Annotated in this window: 21 protein-coding genes, 2 tRNA genes and 1 pseudogene; 13 read left to right on the forward strand and 11 right to left on the reverse strand. The window is 71.2% G+C overall.

Features of this window, described 5'->3' with window-relative positions:
* Positions 1–27: 27 nt before the first annotated feature.
* The 6 genes from KOI47_RS10110 to KOI47_RS10135 form a co-directional block, all read right to left on the reverse strand.
* On the reverse strand, positions 28–1926 hold the full coding sequence (locus KOI47_RS10110) for a VirB4 family type IV secretion system protein (protein ID WP_216215724.1): 1899 nt from the start codon (positions 1924–1926) through the stop codon (positions 28–30).
* On the reverse strand, positions 1923–3080 hold the full coding sequence (locus KOI47_RS10115) for a PrgI family protein (protein ID WP_216215725.1): 1158 nt from the start codon (positions 3078–3080) through the stop codon (positions 1923–1925). Before KOI47_RS10115 ends, KOI47_RS10110 begins: the two co-directional genes overlap by 4 nt.
* Positions 3077–3949 (reverse strand): hypothetical protein, encoded by an 873-nt coding sequence (locus KOI47_RS10120; RefSeq protein WP_216215726.1) that lies wholly within the window; start codon positions 3947–3949, stop codon positions 3077–3079. The genes KOI47_RS10115 and KOI47_RS10120 overlap by 4 nt, the downstream gene beginning before the upstream one ends.
* A complete protein-coding gene (locus tag KOI47_RS10125) occupies positions 3946–5265 on the reverse strand; it encodes a hypothetical protein (RefSeq protein ID WP_216215727.1) in 1320 nt (439 codons plus the stop codon). Before KOI47_RS10125 ends, KOI47_RS10120 begins: the two co-directional genes overlap by 4 nt.
* A 3-nt stretch (positions 5266–5268) precedes the next feature.
* Positions 5269–5592 (reverse strand): pilin, encoded by a 324-nt coding sequence (locus KOI47_RS10130; protein ID WP_216215728.1) that lies wholly within the window; start codon positions 5590–5592, stop codon positions 5269–5271.
* Positions 5593–5795: 203 nt separating this feature from the next.
* On the reverse strand, positions 5796–6818 hold the full coding sequence (locus KOI47_RS10135; protein ID WP_216215729.1) for a hypothetical protein: 1023 nt from the start codon (positions 6816–6818) through the stop codon (positions 5796–5798).
* A gap of 533 nt (positions 6819–7351) precedes the next feature.
* On the opposite strand from KOI47_RS10135, the gene KOI47_RS10140 reads away from it, so the two are divergent.
* The 7 genes from KOI47_RS10140 (at position 7352) to KOI47_RS10170 (ending at position 13438) form a co-directional block, all read left to right on the forward strand.
* A complete protein-coding gene (locus KOI47_RS10140; protein ID WP_216215730.1) occupies positions 7352–8287 on the forward strand; it encodes a hypothetical protein in 936 nt (311 codons plus the stop codon).
* A complete protein-coding gene (locus tag KOI47_RS10145) occupies positions 8280–9203 on the forward strand; it encodes a DNA methyltransferase (protein WP_216215731.1) in 924 nt (307 codons plus the stop codon). The genes KOI47_RS10140 and KOI47_RS10145 overlap by 8 nt, the downstream gene beginning before the upstream one ends.
* A 91-nt stretch (positions 9204–9294) precedes the next feature.
* Positions 9295–10047, forward strand: a complete 753-nt coding sequence (locus tag KOI47_RS10150) for a recombinase family protein (RefSeq protein WP_216215732.1) — start codon at positions 9295–9297, stop codon at positions 10045–10047.
* Positions 10044–11291 carry a DNA-methyltransferase gene (locus tag KOI47_RS10155; RefSeq protein WP_216215733.1) on the forward strand — a complete coding sequence of 416 codons (1248 nt, stop codon included), beginning with the start codon at positions 10044–10046 and terminating at the stop codon, positions 11289–11291. Before KOI47_RS10150 ends, KOI47_RS10155 begins: the two co-directional genes overlap by 4 nt.
* Positions 11288–12364: a DNA-methyltransferase gene (locus KOI47_RS10160; protein WP_216215734.1), complete on the forward strand. Its 1077-nt coding sequence runs from the start codon at positions 11288–11290 to the stop codon at positions 12362–12364. Before KOI47_RS10155 ends, KOI47_RS10160 begins: the two co-directional genes overlap by 4 nt.
* A 104-nt stretch (positions 12365–12468) precedes the next feature.
* On the forward strand, positions 12469–13206 hold the full coding sequence (locus tag KOI47_RS10165) for a DNA-methyltransferase (protein WP_232376661.1): 738 nt from the start codon (positions 12469–12471) through the stop codon (positions 13204–13206).
* Positions 13199–13438 (forward strand): helix-turn-helix domain-containing protein, encoded by a 240-nt coding sequence (locus tag KOI47_RS10170; protein WP_216215736.1) that lies wholly within the window; start codon positions 13199–13201, stop codon positions 13436–13438. The genes KOI47_RS10165 and KOI47_RS10170 overlap by 8 nt, the downstream gene beginning before the upstream one ends.
* A 104-nt stretch (positions 13439–13542) precedes the next feature.
* Here KOI47_RS10170 and KOI47_RS10175 read toward each other — a convergent pair whose 3' ends face one another.
* Positions 13543–13956 carry a hypothetical protein gene (locus KOI47_RS10175; protein WP_216215737.1) on the reverse strand — a complete coding sequence of 138 codons (414 nt, stop codon included), beginning with the start codon at positions 13954–13956 and terminating at the stop codon, positions 13543–13545.
* 99 nt (positions 13957–14055) lie between these two features.
* On the opposite strand from KOI47_RS10175, the pseudogene KOI47_RS36355 reads away from it, so the two are divergent.
* Positions 14056–14844 (forward strand): annotated as a pseudogene (locus KOI47_RS36355) (tyrosine-type recombinase/integrase); the annotation flags it as partial.
* A 242-nt stretch (positions 14845–15086) separates the two neighbouring features.
* Here the strand turns inward: KOI47_RS36355 and KOI47_RS10185 are convergent.
* Positions 15087–15159 (reverse strand) — tRNA-Lys (locus KOI47_RS10185).
* A 196-nt stretch (positions 15160–15355) separates the two neighbouring features.
* On the opposite strand from KOI47_RS10185, the gene KOI47_RS10190 reads away from it, so the two are divergent.
* Positions 15356–16546 carry a L,D-transpeptidase gene (locus KOI47_RS10190; RefSeq protein ID WP_232376664.1) on the forward strand — a complete coding sequence of 397 codons (1191 nt, stop codon included), beginning with the start codon at positions 15356–15358 and terminating at the stop codon, positions 16544–16546.
* 58 nt (positions 16547–16604) lie between these two features.
* Here KOI47_RS10190 and KOI47_RS10195 read toward each other — a convergent pair.
* From KOI47_RS10195 to KOI47_RS10205, 3 genes are all read right to left on the reverse strand, one after another.
* Positions 16605–16680: transfer RNA gene (locus KOI47_RS10195), tRNA-His, on the reverse strand.
* A gap of 75 nt (positions 16681–16755) precedes the next feature.
* Complete coding sequence (gene orn / locus KOI47_RS10200; RefSeq protein WP_216215739.1) at positions 16756–17388, reverse strand: oligoribonuclease; 633 nt, start codon at positions 17386–17388, stop codon at positions 16756–16758.
* Positions 17389–17513: 125 nt separating this feature from the next.
* Positions 17514–18320, reverse strand: coding sequence for a S1C family serine protease (locus KOI47_RS10205; RefSeq protein WP_216215740.1), 807 nt, complete (start codon positions 18318–18320; stop codon positions 17514–17516).
* A gap of 116 nt (positions 18321–18436) precedes the next feature.
* Here KOI47_RS10205 and KOI47_RS10210 point away from each other — a divergent pair, with 116 nt between their 5' ends.
* Genes KOI47_RS10210 through KOI47_RS10225 form a run of 4 tightly spaced genes read left to right on the forward strand, consistent with a single transcriptional unit; the run spans position 18437 to position 22855 of the window.
* Complete coding sequence (locus KOI47_RS10210) at positions 18437–19822, forward strand: MFS transporter (protein ID WP_216215741.1); 1386 nt, start codon at positions 18437–18439, stop codon at positions 19820–19822.
* 5 nt (positions 19823–19827) lie between these two features.
* Positions 19828–21042: a cysteine desulfurase family protein gene (locus KOI47_RS10215; protein ID WP_216215742.1), complete on the forward strand. Its 1215-nt coding sequence runs from the start codon at positions 19828–19830 to the stop codon at positions 21040–21042.
* On the forward strand, positions 21043–22140 hold the full coding sequence (mnmA, locus tag KOI47_RS10220; protein ID WP_216215743.1) for a tRNA 2-thiouridine(34) synthase MnmA: 1098 nt from the start codon (positions 21043–21045) through the stop codon (positions 22138–22140). It begins immediately after the preceding gene.
* Between the two features lie 4 nt (positions 22141–22144).
* Positions 22145–22855, forward strand: coding sequence for a L,D-transpeptidase family protein (locus KOI47_RS10225; RefSeq protein ID WP_216215744.1), 711 nt, complete (start codon positions 22145–22147; stop codon positions 22853–22855).

The following is a 22855-nucleotide window of genomic DNA, read 5'->3' on the forward strand; positions in this document are numbered from 1 at the left end:
GCGGTGCAGCGGTCCCAGCGGCGGGTGTTAGGCGGCGCTGTCGAGGTCCACGTGACCGTCGACGTCTGCATCAAGAGCCAGCTCGGTGTCGTCGTCGCCGAGATCCACCAGCGTGCCGTCGTCCGTGCTGGATTCCTGTTGCGCGTAGGTCGCCAGCTCGGCCGGGTCTGTGGTGATGAGCGTGTTTTCCTGTGGTGAGGCCAGGGATTGGAACGCGACCCGTTGCGTGCCGGTGCTCAGGAGACCTTGTCCTTTGTCCGCGGAGATGAGGAACTGTTTCTCGCCCTCGGACAGGTTGAAGGTCGCCACGATCTCGTCGATCGCTTGCGGTGCTTGGCGGAGGAGGAGCTGGGTGGCTGCGTTGGCGATGATGGCCTTGCCCAGGTCTGTTCCGAGGACGTCGCCGACATCTTGGGTCGCGATGGTTAGCCCGGCCCAGTGTTTCCGGGCTGCTTTGGCCATCCGGTGCAGGAACCGCGTCCCGGCGGGGTCTTGCATGAGCAGCCATGCTTCGTCGACCGTGACCAGTCTCGGGCGCCGGATGGCCGGGTTGGACACCCGCCGCCACACGGTGTCCAGGGTGAGCAGCGTCCCGATCGGCCGTAGTTCGTCGGGCAGATCGCGCAGGCTGAACACGGTGAGGTGCCCTTCGGGCCGGGTGGTGGTCGGCCCGGAGAACATCGTGGAGAACGCGCCCTCTACGAACGGGTGCAACCTCGCGCCTAGGTCTGCGGCGACCGGGTCCGGGGCGGTGGTGAGGACCGTGGCGAGGTCGGCCAGCAGCGGCGCCTGCCGGCCCCAGGTTCGGGGGTCGCTGGTGATCCCGGCTTGCTGGTAGGTGGTCATGATCGCCCGGTCGAGCACGGCGCGCTGCTGCGCGGACAGGTCGGCGCCGAGCAGGACTCCGATCACGGTGTGCAGAAACAGCGCGCGGCGGGTGAGGGCGTCCTTGGGTGCGGTGCGGCGCCCGTCCGGGCGCAGCGCGATGGGCAGGTCGAACGGGTTGATGCGGACCTCGGCGTCGCCGAGGCGGAGGTAGGTGCCGCCGATGGCCTCGCACAGCCGCCGGTACTCGTCTTCGGGGTCGATGATGGCGACCTCGACCCCGCGGTAGAGGCTGCGCAGGGCTTCTAGCTTGACCAGGTAGGACTTGCCCGCCCCCGACCTGCCCAGCACGACGCTGTTGTAGTTGTCGGCGGCGAAGCGGTCCCAGTGCACCAGGCCCTGGCTGCCGACGTTGAACCCGTAGAGCACTCCTTCCGGGGCGGCGACGCTGGTCGGGTCGGCCGGGGGCAGGTCGGGGCTGGTGAAGGGGAACGCGGCGGCCAGGGCGCTGGTGTCGAAGGTGCGGCGCATCCCGATCAGGTCCAGCGCCAGCGGCAGGGTGGACACCCAGCCCTGCAGTGAGCGGTAGGTGGTGGGTTGGGCGTTCATCAGCAGCGACGCGGCCAGGGAGCGCACCGCGGCGACGTGCTCGGCGAGGTCGTCCTGGCTGGTGGCGTGCACGGTTAGGTAGAGGCCGAGCCGGTAGAGCTTGCCTTCACCGCGGGCGACGCGGGCGGAGAGGTCGTAGGCGTCCTCGGTGGCGGCCTCGACCATCGGGTCTAGCAGGCGGCCTTTCTCGCTGGTGTGCCGCCTGCCGGATTCGAGCTTGGACAGCTGGCGCTTGAGCCGGTTGGCGGCGGTGACCGGGTCGATCGGCTCGATGTGCAGGGCGACGTCGACGCGGCCGGGATAGGACAGCAGCGGCTGCAGCCACCCGGCATGCACCTCGCGGGGATAGCCGGTGATCGCGAAGGACGCGACCCACTCCCCACCGACCTCGAGGTGCCGCGGTGCGACGGAGAGCGAGTCCGGGGTGAACGCGCTGGCCCTGCCCAGGGGCGCGTGCGCGGGTCGCTTCTTGCGGCGGAGTTTGCTGGTCATAGGTCGCTGCCCTCCCAGTCCTCGAGAGCGGTCGCCGCGGGCGTCGTGTCGGGTTCGTGCTGGCGTGCAGTCGCCCGGTGCTGGCCGGGTGGGTCGTTGTCAGGGTCGGCGGCGGTGGTGATGACCTCGTCCGCGCCGGCCAGTCCCGCGGACGGGGGGATCAGGCTGTCGGGGTTGCAGGCCGTGGCCAGCACGGCGGTGGCCTGGCCCGCGTCCAGCGGGGTGATCGTGATCCCGGCCGGGGAGAGCAGTTCGGTCGCTTCCCCCAGGCGCCGCACGAGCCGGGTTTCCGCGGAGCGCCGCGCAGCCTCGGTGACCTCTCCGGCCTGGGCGCGGTAACGTCGTGCGCGCAGCGCGGCGAGCGGGGAGGGGCCGCCGAGCCCGTCGGTGGGACCCGTCGCGCGGACCGGTTCGCGTAAGACCAGCAGCACCTGGCGGCGGAGCAGGTCGGTGGAGTGGCGCAGTTGGTCCAGGTACTGGGCGTGCTCGCGTGCCGCCGCTTCCAGCATCGGGTGCGGCAATCCCGGGGCGGCCTCGCGCAGGTCGCTGATCTGGCGGGTCAGGTCCAGCCGTTCGGCCCGGATCAGGACCTGCACGGGCGCGGAGATGGAGTGCAGGTACCGGCCGAAGGCAGCGACCAGCGCTTCCTGCTCGCCGGGCGTGCGCAGCGCGAAGTTCACCGTCGAGGCGACCGCGACCATCGCGACCCCGTCGGTGCCGAGGTCGACGACCCCGGCTTCGGTGACCCCTTCCGCGGGCAGGCGCAGCGCCGCCGGAGATACCTCCGACTCGCCCGCCGTAGGGGTGTCACTGGTCGTGGTGGCGTGGTGGGTCAGCCACTCGGGTGCTGCGCGGACTCCTTCGGGCGCGGCCACTCGGTGGCGGGGTTGCAGCCGCTGGCGGATCGCGGCGAGCAGGAGCCGGTCGAGGCTGATGCCGTCACGCTGGCCCAGCGCCAGCACCACGGCCGTGACGCCGATCGGGATCGCGACGATCAGGAAGACTGGCAGCGGCACCACGCTGCGGGTCAGGGTCCAGGCGCCGTGGAGCACGAGCCCGGTCACGGCAAGGATCGCGAGCTGGCGGGCGGTCAGGTTGACCAGGACGCGGTCTTCCCGGTCGACATCGGCGGGGATCCGGACGGGCTGGGTCATCGCGTGTCACCTCCTCGAGGCGGAGACGTCGGCGGTGCGGGTGTGGCGGGTGGGGTGGGTGCGCGGAACTGGAGCGGGGGCGCGGCGTGGGTGCGGCGGCGCGCGTCGCCCAGGCGCTGGTCGGGCTGGGCCGGGCGGAACACCGGCGCCGCGGGCGGCGCCGCCGGTGCGGTGGGGCGTCCGGTGTGCTCCGGCTCGGGCTGGGCGGGCTGGAACCGCAGCTGGGGCGGGACCGCCGCCACCCGTATGGGACGTGTAGGCGGAGCGCCGCGGGTGCGGCGGAACCCGCCCGGCGCCTGGAACCGCGGCGCCGTGCTCCGCCGGGCCACCTGCAGGGGTGGGGGAGCGGGCCGTGGTGTGGCGCTGAACGTCGGCTTGCCCGGCGGTGGTGGTGTGGCGGGGCTGACGGCTGGGTCGTGGACGGTGTCCTGCGGGCCGGGTTGCAGGAACCGTGGCTCGCGCGGCGGCACCCGGCCGTGCCGGGCCGCGCGGGCACGGTCGGCGTCGTAGCCCTCCTGCAACCGCTGCTCCACCGCGGCCTGCCGCCGGTCGAGCTCCGCCCGGGTCGGGGCGATCCGCGGTTGCGCCGGCCACGGCGGATCAGGCTGTCCGCCTCGGCCTCCGCGCCTGCCTGGTCCGGTGGGCGTGGCGCCGCCGCGACCGGTGGCTCGGGCAGGGCCGGCGTGACGTAGGCCGCCGGTTTTGCCGGCGACCAGGCCGAAGGTTTTGCCCGCGATGTAGGCGCGGGCCAGGCCTCCGAGCAGCGACCGGCCGGAGCCGACCTTGATCGCGGACAGGAACCAGAACGGGATCTTGAACAGGATGAACATCAACGCGATCGCGGTGATCAACGTGGCCAGGCCGCTCATGCGCCGCCTCCGAACAGGTGGATGCCGCCGGACAGGAACACCCGCACAAACACGATCAGCACCAGGGATTGGGCGACCTGGATCGCCAAGGTCGCGCCGAGCGCTTTCCACCACCACCGGGCCAGCCCGTCGGTGTGCGGCAGGCAGTGACACATCAGGAACAGGGGCCCGGAGACGACCAGCAGCAGGGTGATGATGACGCGGACGACGTAGACCAGCAGCAGGCCGATGCCGAGCACGACCAGCACCAGCCCGAGCAGCAGGGCGAACAGGCTGCCGGACAGCGCCCCGAGGACCGTCTCGGTCAGGGTGGACCCCAGCGAGGGGGCCTCGACGCCGTCGCCGAGCACGGCCTGGGTCAACGCGTTGGCCAGGCGGATGGCCTTGTCGGCCACGAACAGCGACAGTGCTGCGGCGATCATGCCCACCGGGATCCGGGGCCCGATCTCCTTGATCGAGTAGCGGCCTTGCAGCGTTTGGTGCGCCATCACCACGATCCCGGCCACCAGGACCAGCCCGCCGTAGACGGCCAGCACGATCTCCCACGAACTCGCCCACAGCTCCCCGAGCCCGGGCAGGTCCTCGAGTGTCGGTGTGGTCAGCACGGTGTGGCCGAGCAGGTCCAGGATCGGGGCGAGCGCGGCGTCGATGAGGTCCTGGAACACGCCGGTGATCGCCTCGGCGATACAGCCGGTGATGTTGAACAGCCCGCACTCACTGTCGCCGTCGTCGTCGCCGTCCGGCCCGCCGGGAGGCGAACCCGGATCCGGGTTCGGGGGTGTGGGCTGCGGGATGCAGTCCTCGCCCGTGCACGGCTCGCCCGGGCTCGACGGTGCGGTGGTGGGCCCGCCGGGGGTGCACCCGATCTGCCCGGGAAAGCACGTCGTGGGCGGCGGCACCTCCGTGGGCGGCGGCAGCGGCATCGGCGGCGGAGCAGGCGTGGTGGTGCCGGTCGGAATCCGGCATGCCGGGTCTGCCGAGCCTGGTGCACACGTGTCCACCGGTGGATCCGGCGGCAGCGGGAGCGGTGGGTTCGGCGCCGGCTGGCGCGGTACCAGTGAGGGCGCGGCTGCCTGCTCGGCTGCTGGCCCGGCCGCCAGTCCGGGCGTGGCCCCGGCGAGCACACCACCCAGCAGCACGAGCAGGGACAGAGCTGCGGTCGCCAGCCACACCAGCCGCCGCCGGCCGGAGCGGTCTCGCCGCGCGGTGGGCGGGGTCAGCAGGACGCGGCCCCGACCCAGCTGACGCACCGGACGGCGACCGGGCCGGTCACCGTTGGGCGGTGGTCGGCGGTCGGCGGGTCGGGGGTCGGCCATGGGTCACTCCGCCCCGACGATCCTTTTGAGGATGTCCACCACTACCGGCGCGAGGGCCGCTAGCCCGTAGCCCCACCCGGCTGACTTGAACGCAGTCTTGGCCTTCTCCACCTCGCCCGGGTCGCCGCCTGCCATCAGGTAGCGGACACCGCCCACGGTGAGGAACACCGTCGCCAGCCCCGCGAGAATCCCGATCAGCCAGCTCCGGATGTTGTCGAAGACCTGGCTCACGCTGGCCGCGAGCGCGACGACCTGGGTGGAACCCTGGGCCGAGTCCGCGGTGGCGACACTGAGCAGGACCGCGCCGAGCACTGCGGCGGCGACCATGCGGCACACCGTGCGGCGCACCGGCACCTCGCCAGCGCCGGTAGCAGTCGGCGCTGCCGAGCGCGCGCACGCCGCGGACGAGGACGTCACCTGGCACCGAGATTGGTGGGCTCGCGGCGACTTGGCCGTCGCTGTCGTCTCCGGGCTGTGCGGGGGCGAAGGCGTCGAAGGCGGGGTGGGGTGGGGGGTGTCCGGGTGGGATGTCACGCGCATCGGCGCACCTCCGAAGTCGGCTCGTGCTCGGCGGTACGCGGAGAGCTGGGTCGGGTCTCCCCGCACCCCAAGAGGCCGGAATTCGGGCTGTTTTTGGACACCAAGCGTGAGGAATTTTTCGAACGGGTTGGCCGCCCGTTGCGATGACGGCCGCTTACAGCGCGTGATATGTCGGCGCTGGTGTCGGTGTCCGGGTCGCGCTCGCGGGCGGCAAATGAGGTCAGCGCTGCCTCGGCGACGGGGTCCTCGGAGTCCGGGTCCTGCATGCGACCGTGCAGCCATACGAGTAGTCGGTGTTCGGCTCGTTGGCGGACCTTGTAGGTCGCCCAGAACTCGCTGTCGTGGGCCGCGCCCCAGTCGGTCAGCGACACCTCTCCGAGCCGGGTCGCCGAGATCAAGTCCGCCTCGGTCGGTGTCAGGACTTCCTCGCCGACCGCCTGCGCGAGCACCAAGTCGGGGTGCCCGTACGGCGGCGGGGGAGCGGCGGAGTGATAGTCGGTGTCCACCGGCGGCGGGGCATCCAGAGACTCCTCCAAGGCCGCCTGGCCGGCGCGGCGCGCCGCGAAGTGCAGCCGGATGAGGATGCCGGGATCGGACAGGTCGACCGTCGCCAACGCGTGGACGAACCCGGCCAGCACCGCCGCGTGCGCGTCGGCCCGTTCACCGCGATACCGGGCGGCCAGCCACCGCGCGCTGGACGCCAGCGAGGGCAGCGCCATGCCGACGCAGGCGACCGTCCACGCACCGCCGTACGCGCGGGAGCGCAGCACCAGATGCGCCCACACGTCATCGCGGGTACGCGGCGGGCACTGCTTACTCATCACCCGGTCCCGCAGCTCGTCCAGCCGCACCGGACGCCGCGGCAACCCCGCGAACCGCGACCCGTGCACGGCCATCGGCTTTGGCCCGGTGACCAGCCACCCGAAGGCATCGCGCGCCGTATCCAACGGCAGCCATTCATGCCCCTCGTGATCGCGGCGAATCGCGGCAGAGGTGGTGTCATCGCGTGTCATTTCTGGCTCCTTCTCGGCCGGTTGTGCTGACCACGTCAGGACGCCAGAGCGGCAACAAGAAAAGAACAATAAAACGACAAGGATGATCTTTCTTAGTATGCTCCTTCGCTACTAAAGCACTTGTCTGTAATGATTCAGCCTGGCCGCTACCGGCCTGGCCGCCGCACGACCTTAAAGATCATCTTAGTAGCTACTGAGCTGCGAATTTAGGCGAGTCTTAGTAGCTCGGCGTCCTGGTAGGCGAGTCGTGTGCCAGCACTTCGTCGAGTCTGGGTGCGGCAGAAGGAGAAATTCTCAAACTCGTCGGTTTACGTGGTGACAGCGCGCCTTCAATCGCGCAGGGCTCACGCCCCGCGCGTCTCGGAAACGCGGTATTACCCTGCGAAGCCGACCTGGCCAGGCTCCAGGTCTTGACGCATCGTGCGGCGATGTGGAACTCGTCTGCAGAAAGTTCGGCTCTTGGTGTCCAAAATCAGGCCCGAAACCGGCCTCTTGTGGTGACTCGGCAGACCACGCCGCGAGGAAGGCCACCGATGAGTTCACCACGACACCTCGAGCCCGGGCGCCGTCGCCACCGGGCGCCGCACCACCGCAGCCCAGCCCCCGCGCGCACAGGTCGCGGCCAGCATCGCACGCCCTCCCACACGCCCACCCGAACGGCGGGGCCGGCCACCCTGTGGTCCTTCGCCGACGCCGAGCCGCTGCCCGGTACCGCGTTGCTGGCCGGCTGGCTCGGTCGCACGATCGTCACCCTCGTCACGACCTACACCCGCCCCGGCGACCGCGTGCTGCTGCTCACCCCTTCGGCGCCCCTCCACGCGCCGCGGCGCGCATGCGGTCGGCCCCACGACGGCTCTCCCTATGCCGGTCTCGCCGAGGCGGTCTGGACCGTCGCCCGGCTCGGTCGCGGCGCCGACACCGCCACCGCCGCGCCCCCGCCGGACGACCCCCGCGAACACAGCGACCCAGCCGAGCGCACCGCCGGCGAGTCGGGGCCGCGACCCCGACTCAGCCGACTCGGCCTACACCCCGCGACCGACCCAGGCCCCGAGTCGGCGCACCGTCCTCGACACGCCGGAGGGCGCACCCGGGGCACGTTCGATCTGATCATCACCGCAGCCGACCCACACGCCACCGACTGGCTCGCCCACACCGCCTGGGACACGCTGCGCACACCGCACGGCCTCACCGCGATCGTCACCCACAGTGACATGCGTGCTGGGCGACTGGTCGATCCACAGCCAGCCATCGTGCGCACGCTGAGTCACCACGGGCTGCAGTGGAGCGACCACATCACCGTGCTCGACACCCCCGTGCCAGACCCCGCGCCCGGCGGGCCAGCGCCCGCCGTGGCCGATACCGCGCCGCCGGTGCGGACGGTGCATCACGACCTCCTGCTGTTCGGCCGACCGGCCACCACCGCGCCCGCCCCTGGCGCCGTCGCGCGGAAGGAGACCTCGGATGCCTGAGCGCGCCGACGACCGTCTCCCCCGCCCGGTGGGGGAGCCGCCGGACACCCCGGTCGTGGGCTCGGTGTGGCCGACCGGGGCGGCCAGTATCGCGACCCAGTTGCACGAGGGTGGCTACCACGAGGCCACCGGCGCCGACCCGGTGCTGATGCCCCCGGCAATCGCCCGCTACGCCATAACGGCGTTCACCCGCCCGGGCGGCATCGTGCTCGATCCCGACTGCGGAGCCGGGACCACCGTCGTCGAGGCACTGCGCGCCGGGCGGCACGCGATCGGGCTGACCAGCCAGCGCCGGTGGTGGCGCCTGGCCCGCGCCAACGTCACCGCCACCAAGGCGCGCGGCGTGTTCGTCGACGGCATGGTCCTCGTCCTCGACCGGCGCCCCGGCACCGCCGCAGCCGCCGAAACTGCGGGACTCACCGGGCGCGTCGACCTGCTGCTTACCACCCTGCGCCCCGCCCACCCGCACCGCGGCGCTGCGGACGCGGTCGAGCGGTTCGCCGCCGTGCTGGCGCAGTACCGGCCCCTGGTCCGCCCCGGCGGGCACGTGGTGGTCACCTGCAGCCCGCAGCGCCACCCGGTTCGGCACGAGCTTTCCGACGTGCCCGCCCAGATCGTCGCGGCCGGGATTGCCGCGGGCCTGGCACCGGTCGCGCGCTGTCTCGCGCTGACCGCGACCGTGCGGCGGGGACGCGCCTACACCCGCGCCACCCTCGCCCAGCGGCGCGCCGTGACCCGGGCCGCACGCGCGCTCGGCCACCCCATCGCGCTCCCGGCCCACCACACCGCGCTGGTGTTCCGTGCCGATCCCGACTCCACCGGCCCAGCCGTGGCCCAGCCCATTCCGCCGCTGCCCACCTTGCCTCGCACGCGACGGCGGGCTCGTCGCGTGTCGCCGAGCGCCGCCGCCGCATAGGTGCACACCCGTTCACCGATTGACGCCTCGTCGCCCGGCCGCGCACCCCGAACGTCCACCACCACTCGCTATCGCTGTCAGGAGCACTCCGATGACCACCACGTCCGACCCGAGCACCCGTCCGCACCGCGCCGCACGGCGCGACGACCCCGCGCTGTACCCGTCGGTGAGAACCCGCACCAGCACGCAGACGCCGCCGGGATGGTTCCGCCGGCTCCGAGAAGCCGTGGCCAATTACCTCGCCGCGCGATACGAAACCGGGGCTCGCCGCGACACGCTCGACGACGGCATCCGGACCTACCACGACGAACTCGCCTGGCGCGCGCGTGCTGTGCTGCAGGAGCGCACGCGGGAAGGCTGGTGGCTCCGGCACGCGCCCTACGGCTACACCCTGGAACACCACTGGATCGACGAGGAGTCCGGCCGCGCGGGCTGGCGCCACCGACTGGCCGTCGACCAGGTGCGAGCACCGATCGTGCCCCTGATCTTCTCCTGGCACCTCCACGAGAAACTCGGCGAGCGCGCCATCCTCCGACGCCTGATCGAACAGCAGCATCCTCAGCCTCTCGACCCGATCTCCGGCCGACCTCGAGCGTGGAGCCTGGGCGCGGTGCGCACCATCCTGAACAACCCGGCCTACCTCGGCTATGTCGTCCGGGACCGCACCCTGCGGGGACAGCACCGGCCACCGGAACGCTGGACCTGGTCCACCCGGCCATGCCACCGCCAGCTGGTCGACCCGGCCGTGTTCTGGGCCGTTTACAACAGCCGGTTCCCGGGGGTTACGGCGCACCCCACCGCCGAGCACACCCAGCGGCAGGACCACGACCGGGAGGCAGCGTGAACCGCCCGTCGACCAACGCGCTCCACTACCGCGACGCCACCGTCACCCTCTACACCGGCGACGCCACCGCCACCCTGGCCGGCCTGCCCGACGGCTCGGTGGACTGCGTGGTCACCAGCCCGCCCTACTGGGGACTGCGCGACTACGACACCGCCCGGTGGACCGGCGGTGATCCCACCTGCACGCACCTCGCCGCGGCCGGACGTGGCCAGGTCTCGCAGCCCACACACCACACGCTCACCCATCCAGCAGCGGCAGCGCACCGCGAGGGAGCTGCCCAGCGCTGCCGGCGATGCGGAGCCCGCCGCGAGGACGACCAGCACGGCCTGGAGGCCACCCCACAGGACTACATCGACCGACTGCGCGGCGTCTTCGGCGAACTGGCCCGCGTCCTGGCCGACACCGGGACCGTGTGGCTCAACCTCGGTGACTCCTACTCCGCCCAGCCCCCCGGCCGCACCGGCGAAGCGATGCGGGCCAGCACCCTGCACGGAGCCAGGGCGGCGGCACCGCTGCGGGAGTCCGTGCGCCGCGCCGGGGTCCACCGCACCCGAACCGTGCCGCGGAAGAACCTCGTCGGCCTGCCCTGGCGCGTTGCCTTCGCGTTGCAGGCCGACGGCTGGATCATCCGCAACGCCATCATCTGGCACAAACCCAACGCGATGCCCGAGTCCGTACGGGACCGGGTGTCCAACCGGTACGAGATGCTGTTCCTCCTGGCCAAACAGCCGAAGTACTACTTCGACCTCGACGCGATCCGTGAACCCCTCACCCGCCCCGAAGCGCTCGCCGAGGGCATCGTCATCGGCGGCGCCCACAAAGGACGCCGCGCAGGCATCGAGGCCACCGCCCGCCGCCGCGGACATAGCGTCTACGGCAAATACCACCAGGCTGGCCACATGCCGGGCAAAGCCCACGGCCACGCGATGCGACCGACGGGCAGCCAGCACACCGCCGGGCACACCCGGGGCAAGAACCCCGGCGACGTTTGGTCCATCACCACCCGCCCCCTGCGGGAAGCCCACTTCGCCGCATTCCCGATCGACCTCCCGCTGCGATGCATCGCCGCCGGATGCCCCGAAGGCGGCGTCGTGCTCGACCCCTTCAGCGGGGCCGCCACCACCGGCCTCGCTGCCCGCCAGCTCGGCCGCTCCTACATCGGCATCGACCTGAACCCCGCGTTCCACGACATCGGGCTGCGCCGCCTCGGCCTCGACGACGTACACGACGGGAGGGCAGCGTGAACACCCCGTCCCGTGTGGCACGGCAGCTCACCACCTCGCTGTATCACCACAGCGACGGACTGACCCTCTATGCCACCGATGCGGAGACGGGGGTGGCCGATCTGCCCGACGCGTCCGTGGACTGCCTGGTGACCAGCCCGCCCTACTGGCGCCTGCGCGACTACGCGCCCTACACCCCGACCGGAGAATGCCCGAGGTGCCGGCACCGCCCAGCCGGCGCTGATCACCACACCGAGGCCCAGGGCAAGCAGCGCCGGTGCCGGGACTGCGGTGCCTGGGGTGACCATCCGCAGATCGGGCTGGAGCCGACCGCGCAGGACTACATCGCCCGGCTGCGCGGCGTGTTCGCCGCCGCGCGCCGGGTGCTCACCCCGCGGGCCACGGTGTGGGTCAACCTCGGCGACAGCTACTCCACCAACTCCGACGGCTACCGATGCACCCAGCCCGGCCAGGCCGGGCAACCCCGCTACCGGCCGCGCGCGGACGTGCCGCACAAGAACCTGCTCGGCCTGCCCTGGCGCGTCGCGCTCGCGCTGCAGGACGACGGCTGGATCCTGCGCTCGGCCATCGTCTGGCACAAACCGCACACCACCCCCACCCCGATCCGCGATCGGCTCGCCACCCGTCACGAGATGCTGTTCCTGTTCGTCACCCACCCCGACTACCACTTCGACCTCGACCCGATCCGCCAGCCCTACACCGGCGACCGTGCCCTGTCCCGCAGGGCGCACCACGGCGGGAACAAACCCCACACCGTCCGCGGTACCTGGCCCCGCACACCCGCTCATGCCCGGCGCGGGCGCAACCCCGGCAACGTGTGGACCATCCCGCCGGACCGATCCCGCGCCGGCCACCCCGCGCCCTCACCGCTGGAGATCCCGCGCCGCTGCATCGCCGCTGGATGCCCCGACGGCGGGCACGTGCTCGACCCGTTCAGCGGCAGCGGCACCACCGGCCTCGCGGCGCGCAGGCTCGGGCGGCGCTTCACCGGTATCGACACGAATCCGCGCTATCACCGACTCGCACTCCGCCGCCTCGGGGTCGCTGGTGGCCGTCCGAGGCCGGGGTGCTGACCATGGCGGGCAGGACGGGACACACAGATCCGCCGGTGAGGCTGTGTGTGGGTGACGCAGCCGAGGTCCTTGCGGGAATGCCCGCGGACTCGGTGGATTGTGTGGTGACCTCGCCGCCGTACTGGGGTTTGCGTGATTACCGCATCACGGGCCAGTACGGTGTCGAGCCCACGATCGGGGGCTACGCTCGTGTCCTCAGCACCGTGTTCGACCAGGTGGCCCGTGTTCTGAAGCCTGCCGGAACGGTGTGGTTGAACCTGGGCGACAGTTTCGGCGGATCGTGGGGCAACTACATCGCGCCGGGCTCGACCGCTCGCACAGCGACCGAGCGTGCCACTCTTCCGCATGGTGTGCACCGTCCACCCCAGACCGGTCGACGTGCCAAAGACCTGCTCGGAGTTCCGTGGCGGGTCGTTCTTGCGCTGCAGGCACGTGGCTGGTTGCTGCGCAACGCCGTCGTATGGATGAAACCCAACGCACGGCCAGAAAGTGTGCAGGATCGCCTCAGCGGCAAGTACGAATGGGTGTTCCTGCTCGCCCGCGACGACGATCACTGGTTTCTGTCCACCAGCGACACGATCATGTCGGGTGAGGTGTGGGTTGTGGCGGCCGACCGCGCGCGCAGCGGCCACCGGGCCGCCGGGACCGTGGAGATCGCGCGTCGCTGCGTCCGGTATGGCTGCCCGCCCGGTGGGGTCGTGCTCGACCCGTTCTCCGGCAGCGGGACCACCGGAGTCGCCGCACTCGAGTCCGGCCGCCGGTACGTGGGGATCGATCTCGACCCGGGCTGCCAGGCGCTTGCGTGGTGCCGACTTACCGGATGGGGGAGGCGGCATGGATGATCCCGTCGCCGGGCCACAGTTGTCGCTGGCTGACCTTGCTGCGCTGCCTGCGGTGGTGGACCTGCTGACCGCGGCACGGGCGTTACGGATCGGCCGTACCACGGCCTACGCCCTTGCGCGGGACGGCGCCTTCCCGTGCCCGGTGCTGCGGATCGGCCACGGCTATCGGGTCCCGACCGCCGGGTTGCTGCGCGTGCTCGGTCTCGACGTCGACGCGGCACCTCCGGCGTGATCGGAGGCTCGGGCTTCCCCGAGAGGGGTCGGCAGCGCGAGTATCAGGAGACGATCGCTGGTAGTTGATGATGAAAGTGGGGAGTTGTGGCAGCCGCCCTCGGCTCAACGTTTCGCCGATGCTCGTGCCGTGACGAGCAGGGCAAGCCCTACGGACAGCAGTGCCCGAAACTGAAAAACGGCCGGCGCCACGGACAATGGGGATGGCGAATCGAGCTGCCCGCCGATAAACACGGTGAACGTCGTCCGCGTCGCCGCGGCGGGTTCGCTACCCGCGACGATGCCCAGAACGAACTCGACCACGCACGTGAACTCCTGGCGCTTGCCGAAGACGATGATACCGACACCGCGCGCAAGATCGGTGACGTCATCGCCAAGGCGCTCACGAACAAAGAACCGCTGCCGGATATCGACGTGATACGCCGGCTGGTGCGCGCCGAGGCACCGGCCCTGGAACACCCGCTCATGGACGAGGTGTTCGACGCCTTCCTCGACGGGAAGAAGGGCAAGATCGCGCACAACACGTGGCGCTCCTACGAATCCCACATCCGGCTGTATCTACGGCCGCACCTCGCCCATATCCGGCGCGACAAGCTGCGGGTCGGGCACCTGGACGGCATGTTCGACGCGATCGTCGAGCACAACGAACTGATCGGGCAGTACCGCGCCAGCGGCGACCCACGCAAGATCGCCGCCGTGAAGTATCAGCGGCCGGTCGGCCCCAGCTCGCTGGGCGCTATCCGCGACACCCTCCGCGCGACCCTCGCTCCCTCCGTGAAGCAGGGGCTCCTTCCGATCAACGTGGCCACCCTGGTGGAACTGCCGCCCGCCGAGCGGCCGACACCCAAGGTGTGGACCCCGGAGCGGGTGCAGCGGTGGCGGGAAACCGGGGAGATCCCCGGCCCGGTCGTGGTATGGACACCCGAACTCACCGGCGAGTTCCTCGACCACATAGTCCACCACCCGTTGTATCCCCTGTTCCACTTGATAGCACACACCGGACTCCGGCGAGGCGAAGCCTGCGGACAACGCCGCTCCGATACCTACCTCGACGCCGCCGCGCTCGAGGTCGCCAACCAGATCGTGCAGTACGGATGGGACACCGCGCAGACACCGCCCAAGACCACCAACTCCGAAGGCCTGGTCGCGCTCGATGCGGACACCGTGCTCGTGTTGCGCGACCAGTGCGCGCGCCAAGACGAAGCCAAAGCCCGGCTCGGTGCCGACTGGGTCGACAGCGGCCTGCTATTCACCGAGCCAGACGGCAGCCCCCTGCACCCAGCAGATGTCACCAACACGTTCAAGCACCTCGTCGCCGAAGCCGGGCTGCCCCCGATCCGGCTGCACGACCTCCGCCACGGCGCCGCCACACTGTCCCTGGCGGCCGGTAACGACATGAAGGTAGTTCAGCACATGCTGCGGCACTCGTCGATCACAATCACCATGGACACCTACACCAACGTGCTGCCACAAGTCGCGCAGGCCGCCGCGGAAGCCACCGCCAAGATCATCCCGCGTCGCACCCCACGCACGCTCGGGCTCCCCTCGGGCACCCAGGAGACCGCAATGGACAGTCAACCCGGCGACGAAAAGGCCCTAGAAAGCAAAAAACCGCAGGTCAACAACGATGCTGACCTGCGGTTAAAGGGTGCGCCATCAGGGACTCGAACCCCGAACCCGCTGGTTAAGAGCCAGCTGCTCTGCCGATTGAGCTAATGGCGCTGAGGTGCTCCGGAGAACTCCCCGGCAACGACGTAAACGTTAGCACAGGGGTCCGGAGGGCCCATGCGGTGCCCCCTCCAGGGCGTGTGTTGCGAGTTGATCGCACTGGCCCATGGCGTTCGGCCGTTCGGGCACACTGGGGCGCGAATGGCATGTTCGACACGAAACGGTGGTTTTCATGACGAGTCGGGGCGGAATGAGCCGGCGTTTGGGGGTTCGGTTGTCGCTGCTGCTGGCGGGTGGCCTGCTGGTGGCGGGGTGCACATCCTCGCCGAGCGAGCCCGCCGCGGAGGAGCAGGAGCAGCGGGAGACCACGCCGCAGCCCGAGCCCGCCTCCTTGGTGCTGGAGCCGGCCGAGGGGGCCGACAGCTTCGCGCCGGGCAAGCCGGTCACGGTCACCGTACGCAATGGAGAGATTACCGAGGCCAAGATCACCAGCGCGGACGGCACGCTGGTCGAGGGCGAGGTGAGCGAAGACGGCACCACCTGGAAGGCGGGGGAGAAGCTCGGGTACGGCAAGACCTACACGCTGACGGCTTCGGCGGTCGGCGCCGACGGTGCGTCCGTCACCGAGTCCTCCACCTTCACCACCGCCACACCGGACCGGACGGTCAACGTCTCGATCAACGTGCGGGACGGGGAGACGGTGGGGGTCGGCATGCCGGTGATCTTCCGGTTCTCCGGTGACATCTCCGACAAGGAGGCCGCTGAGCAGGCGCTCCGGATCACGGCCGAGCCGGAGACCGAGGGTGCGTTCCACTGGTTCAGTGACCAGTGGGTGACCTGGCGGCCGAAGGACTACTGGAAGAGCGGCACCACGGTCTCGGTGCGGGCCGGGATCTACGGCATCGACCTCGGCGGTGGCACCTTCGGCCGGGAGGACAAGGCCGTGGACATGACGATCGGGGACAAGCTGGTGGCGGTCGCCGACGGCGGCTCGCACCAGCTGACCGTGTCGATCAACGACAAGCAGGTCAAGAAGATGCCCATCTCCATGGGCAAGCCCTCGAGCCCCACTCCGGCGGGGACCTACACGGTGATGAGCGAGCACAACGGCTACACCATGGACTCCAGCACCTATGGGGTCCCGGTCGAGGACTCGGCAGGCTACCGCCTCTGGGTGAAGTACGCGGTGCGGATGTCCAACAGCGGCATCTTCTACCACTCGGCCCCGTGGTCGGTCGGCGATCAGGGCAACCGCAACGTCAGCCACGGCTGCATCAACCTGGCCACCCAGAACGCGGCCTGGCTGATGGAGAAGTCGCGCCGCGGCGACATCGTCGAGGTGCGCAACAGCGGCGGTCAGGAACTGGAACCGACCGACGGCTGGAGCGTCTGGCAGATGCCGTGGGACGAGTGGAAGACCGGGGGCAAGAAGAGCAACTGACCTCAACCACGAAATCCCCGGTCACGGAGCCGTGACCGGGGATTTCGCGATAGTGGACTGGGGTGAGTGACGGGACTTGAACCCGCGACTTCCTGGACCACAACCAGGTGCTCTACCAACTGAGCTACACCCACCAAGTGCCCGGTACTCCGTACCTTGGCTGGAACATCGTAGCGTGCCCGCCGGGCGGGCCCACAGCGGGTTCCTTCTCAGCCCTCCGGCGGCCCGGCTGGCCGCTCGCCGGCACCGTCCAGGATCTCCGCGGCCGCCGCGCGGGCCTGCTCGGTGCTCGGGCCGGGCTGCGGCACGAACGCGGTGGTGCGGTAGTACGCCAGCTCGCCGATCGACTCCTTGATGTCGGCCAGCGCCCGGTGTGCGAGGCCCTTCTCCGGCTTGGCGTAGTAGATCCGCGGGTACCAGCGCCGGACCAGCTCCTTCACCGAGGACACATCGACCATCCGGTAGTGCAGGTGGGCGTCCAGTGCGGGCATGTCGCGGGCGATGAACCCCCGGTCGGTGGCGATCGAGTTCCCGGCCAGCGGCGCCGACTGCGCATCCGGGACGTGCTCGCGAACGTAGTCGAGCACCCGTTTCTCGGCCTCGGCGAGGCCGACCTCGGACCGGCGCACCTCCTCGGTGAGCCCCGAGCGCGCATGCATCTCGCGCACCACCTCGGGCATGTTCGCCAGTGCCTCGTCGTCGGCGTGGATGACGACGTCGAGCCCTTCACCGAGTACGTTCAGCTCCGCGTCGGTCACCAGCACCGCGATCTCGATCAGGGCGTCGTTGACGAGGTCCAGCCCGGTCATCTCGCAGTCGATCCAGACAAGGTGATCGTTCACCCTGGCACCCTAACCTCCTGCCCGCCGGAGTGCGCTGAACGTGGCGTTCCGGACGTCAGGTGTAGCGAACGGACCGTTTGAGACGTCTGACGTCTCGATAGCCACGTTCAGGGCGGTAGGGGCGGTCAGCCGGTGATCCGCGCGGCGATCTGCTTCGCCTCGTTGCTCGGGATCGCGAACCCGATCCCGATGTTGCCGCCGGATGGCGAGAGGATGCTGGTGTTGATCCCGATCACCGCCCCGGAGGCGTCCACCAGCGGGCCGCCCGAGTTGCCCTCGTTGATCGGGGCGTCGGTCTGGATCAACTTGCCGCCGGTCCCGCTGCCCGCCTGGTCGTAGGGCGAGTCCTGCCCTGGTGCGGACCGGTTGAGGGCGCTGACGATCCCGGAGGTCACCGTGTTCCGCAGCCCGCTGGGCGAACCGACGGCCACGACCTCGTCGCCGACCCGCACCCGGCCGGAGTCACCCAGCTCGGCCGGGGTCAGCCCGCTTGCCCCGCGCAGGCGCAGCACCGCGATGTCCGCCCCGGCGTCCCCGCCGAGCACCTCGGCGGCGTAGGTGGTGCCGTCCGAAAGGGTCACCTCCACCGTGCCGGTGGCGCCCTCGACCACGTGCGCATTGGTGAGCACCTCACCATCGGCGCTGAGGATCACCCCGGACCCGATCACCTCCCCCTCGGCCGTCCGCGCGTTGATCTGCACCACGCTCGGCAGGATCCGCTCCGCCACACCACTGACATCCGTCCCCGGGTTCGTCACCTGCTGCCCGCGCACCGAGCCGGTGGCCCCGGCGGCACCGGATGGCGGGCTCTCCGCGGCGAGCACGCCGACCGTGGCGCCGCCCGCCCCGCCGACCAGCGCGGCGGTGACCGCCACGACGGTGAACAACTTGCGCCCGCGTGCCGGTGAACCCGGCGAGGTTGAGGTCTCCATGGCTCCACGGTCGGCCCACGGGGTGAGAGCAGGCTGAGGAAAGCCGTTCGAATCCCTGAGAAGGCCCGAGAAGATGACTGGACCTCTACCGCACTGGAGGTTGCAGGCTGGCCGTCATGGACGAAACGGCGGCGCGCCCCCGGCGCGCGGGTGGGGTGCTGTGGACGCCGGAACGCCGGACCACCACGGCCGGGGTACTGCTCGTGGTCACCCTGGTGGCCTTCGAGAACATGGGGGTCGCCACGGCGATGCCGACCATGGTGGCCGATCTGGACGGCACCGCCCTGTACGCCTGGCCGTTCCTTGCCTTCCTGATCGCCAGCGTGGTCTCCACGGTGCTCTCCGGCAGGCTCTGCGACCGGCACGGTCCCGCCCGCTCCCTGCTGTTCGGGCCGACCGTGTTCCTCGCCGGGCTGCTGGTCGCCGGGCTCGCCGGGAGCATGCCGGTGCTGTTGCTTGGCAGGATGTTGCAGGGACTGGGCACCGGGACCCTGCTGGTGGCGGTGTACCTGCTGATCGCGCTGGTCTACCCCGACCGGGAACGGCCGGTGATCTACGCGGCGAACGCCGCGGCCTGGGTGCTGCCTGCCGTCCTCGGGCCGTCCGTGGCCGGGATGGTGACCGAGCACCTGCACTGGCGCTGGGTGTTCCTCGGGCTGGTGCCGCTGGGGCTGGTGGGGATCGCGTTGCTGGCCCTCGTGGTGCGCGGGCTGCCCGTGCACCACCCGGACAGCGGGCAGCGCAGGGCGAGCGTCCCGGCCGCCGTGGCCGCCGCCGTGGGAGTGACATCGGTCACCTGGGCCGCGCAGCACCCCTCCGGGCAGGCCCTCGTCCTCGGCGCGGCCGGGCTGGTCGTGCTCACCATGGCGCTGCGCCGCCTGCTGCCGTCCGGGACCCTGCGCGGCAGGCGTGGCCTGCCGACCGTGGTGGCCTCCCGCGCCCTGCTCGGGGCCTGCTTCGCCGGGGTGGAGGCCTACCTCCCGCTGACCATGAGCAATGTGCACGGCTACCCCCCGGCGCTGGCCGGGCTGCCGCTCACCGTGGGCGCGCTGGGCTGGTCGGCGGCGTCGGCGCTGCAGGGCAGGCACCCGGACTGGCCGAGGGAGACCCTGCTGCGTATCGGGTTCGCACTGGTCGGAGCGGGGTTGCTGGGATTCGCGCTGATCGCGCAGCCGTGGGCACCCGGCTGGCCCGCGTTCGCCGTCAGCATGACCGCCGGCGCCGGGATGGGCATCGCGATGCCCTCGATCTCGGTACTGCTGTTGCGGTTCTCCGCGGTGGCGGAACGCGGGTTCAACACCTCGGCCATGCAACTGGGGGACTGGGTCGGCTCCGCGCTGGCGATCGGCTTCGGCGGGGTGCTGCTCACCGTGCTCGCCTCCGCGACCCGGCCGTCCATCGCCGTCGGCGTGCTCGGGATCACACTCGCGGCGGTCGCGCTGCTCGGTGTCTCACTCACCCGGCGGTGGCCACCTCGACCTGCCGTCGGGACTACCCTGTAGGGGCGATGACCTACCTAGACCACGCGGCGACCACTCCGATGTTGCCCGAAGCAGTGACGGCGATGAGTGAGGCGTTGTCCACCGTCGGCAACGCCTCCTCGTTGCATTCCTCCGGTCGCCGGGCCCGCCGGGTGGCGGAGGAGGCCCGCGAGGTCATCGCCGAGGTACTCGGCGCCCGCCCCTCCGAGGTGATCTTCACCGCCGGCGGCACCGAGAGCGACAACCTCGCGGTCAAGGGCGTCTACTGGGCCAGGCGGGCCGCCGAACCGGCGCGGCGCCGGATCCTGGCCGGCTCGGGCGAGCACCACGCGGTACTGGACGCCGTGCAGTGGCTGGCCGACCGGGACGGGGCCGAGGTGACCTGGCTGGCGACCGACGAGTTCGGCCGGGTGCACCCGGACACCCTGCGCGCCGCGATCGAGGCCGCGCCGGAGGAGATCGCGCTGGTCACCGTCATGTGGGCGAACAACGAGGTCGGCACGGTCAACCCGGTGGCGGAGCTGGCGGCGGTCTGCGCGGAGTACGAGATCCCGCTGCACACCGACGCGGTGCAGGCCGTCGGCATGCTGGAGGTCGACTTCGCGGCCAGCGGGGCGAGTGCCCTCACCCTGACCGGGCACAAGGTGGGCGGGCCGTACGGGATCGGTGCCCTCGTGCTGGGCAGGGACACCCCGTGCGAGCCGCTGCTGCACGGCGGCGGCCAGGAGCGCAACGTGCGTTCCGGTACCCTGGACGTGCCCGCGGTCCATGCCTTCGCCACGGCGGTGCGCGTGGCCGCCGCGGACCGGGATAACCAGGTGCGGATGCAGGCCAAGCTGCGGGACGAGCTGGTCTCGGCCGTACTGCGCGAGGTTCCGGACGCCCAGCTCAACGGTGCGCCGCCGGACGAACTGCTCGCCGACGGCACGCCGGGCAGGCTGCCGGGGAACGCGCACTTCACCTTCCCTGGATGTGCAGGGGACAGCCTGCTCATGCTGTTGGACGCCAAGGGGATCGAGTGCTCAACCGGCTCCGCGTGCACGGCGGGGGTGGCCGAGCCGAGCCATGTGCTGCTGGCACTGGGTGCCGATGCCGAGGCGGCCCGCGGTTCGCTGCGGTTCTCCCTCGGGCACAGCTCGAGCCGCGATGACGTGGACGCGCTGGCCAGGGAGATCGGCGGGGTCGTCGCGCGGGCACGGCAGGCCGGGCTGTCCGGGATGCGCAAGAAGACGGAGGGCTAGATGCGAGTACTCGCCGCGATGAGCGGGGGTGTCGACTCCGCCGTCGCCGCCGCACGGGCGGTGGCGGCGGGACACGACGTGGTCGGCGTGCATCTCGCGCTGTCGGCGAAGCCGGGGACGCTGCGCACCGGCTCGCGCGGCTGCTGCACCATCGAGGACTCCCACGACGCACGCCGCGCCGCGGACATCCTCGGTATCCCGTTCTACGTCTGGGACTTCGCCGAGCGGTTCACCGAGGAGGTCGTGGAGACCTTCGTCGGGGAGTACGCGGCTGGCCGGACGCCGAACCCCTGCGTCACCTGCAACGAGAAGATCAAGTTCGAGGCCCTGCTGGAGAAGGCGATGGCGCTGGGCTTCGACGCGGTCTGCACCGGGCACTACGCCCGGCTGTCCGTTGTGGACGGAGTACCCCAGCTGCGGCGCAGCGCCGACGAGGGCAAGGACCAGTCCTATGTGCTCGCCTCACTGACCCCCGAGCAGCTGCGGCACGCGTACTTCCCGCTCGGCGACTCGGTGAAGTCCGAGGTCAGGGCGGAGGCCGAGGAGCGCGGTCTCGCGGTGGCGAACAAGCCGGACAGCCACGACATCTGCTTCATCCCGGACGGGGACACCAAGGGCTTCCTGGAGTCCCGGCTGGGGCAGCGCCCCGGCGAGCTGGTGGACGCCGAGAGCGGAGCGGTGCTCGGCCGGCACACCGGTGTGCACGGCTTCACCGTCGGCCAGCGCAAGGGCCTCGGGATCGAGGCGCCCGCGCCGGACGGGCGGCCGCGTTACGTGCTCGGCCTCGAACCGGTCTCCGGCACGGTCAAGGTGGGTTCCGCCGACCGGCTCGGGGTGCGCGAGATCCGGGCCGACCGGGCGATCTGGCCCGCCGAGCCGCCTGCCGGTCCGGTGGAGTGCGTGGTCCAGGTGCGCGCACACGGTGGTACCGCGCCCGCCGTGGCCACCGGGGAGAACCAGGACGGCGGCGAGGTCCGGATGGAGCTGCGCGAGCCGTTGCGCGGGGTCGCGCCCGGCCAGGTGGTCGTGCTGTACCGGCCGGACGCCGAGGCGGGTGACCTCGTGCTGGGCAGTGCCAAGATCAGTGCCACGGCCTGAGCCGATGCGTGGCGGGCGCCTCGTGCACACGACTGTGGCCGCGGTCGTGCTGACCGTGGCGGCCGGTGCCGTCTGGTACTTGGCCGACCAGGGGGACCGGCCGGTGCCGGCCGCGGCGAGGTCGGCACCGGCAGGCACCGGCGACCCGGTCCCGCCGAGCAGCACCCGGCCGCCGGTGGATCCGGTGCCGGATGCGCAACGGATCCTGCGCGAGCTCGGCTACCAGGTGCGCGAGGTCAGCGGGAAACTGGACGCGCGGACCCGGCACGCGGTGCTCGCCTTCCAGAAGGTGCACGGCCTGGCCAGGACCGGCGAGCTGGACGCGCCGACCCTGGAACGGCTGGACACCCCGGTCCCGCCGCACCCGGAGTCCCTCGATCCCGGGTTCCATCTCGAGGTCGATCTCGACCGGCAGGTGGTGTTCACCGTGCGCGACGGCACCGTGCGGCGGATCTACGACGCCTCCACCGGCAAGCCGGGCAAGGCCACCCCGCCGGGGGACTACCGGATGCGGTACCAGATCGACGGGATGCGCTATGCCCCGCTCGGCCCGATGTACCGGCCGAGTTACTTCACCACCACCGGGCTCGCCATCCACGGGGGCGAGCCGGTGGAAGCCCGCCCCGCGAGCAACGGCTGCGTGCGGCTGACCAACCCCTCGATCGACGAGTTGTTCCCGCGGCTCGGACCGGGCACCAGGGTGCTGGTCTACTGA

The sequence above is a fragment of the Amycolatopsis aidingensis genome, assembly GCF_018885265.1.
In the GTDB taxonomy this organism is placed as follows: domain Bacteria; phylum Actinomycetota; class Actinomycetes; order Mycobacteriales; family Pseudonocardiaceae; genus Amycolatopsis; species Amycolatopsis aidingensis.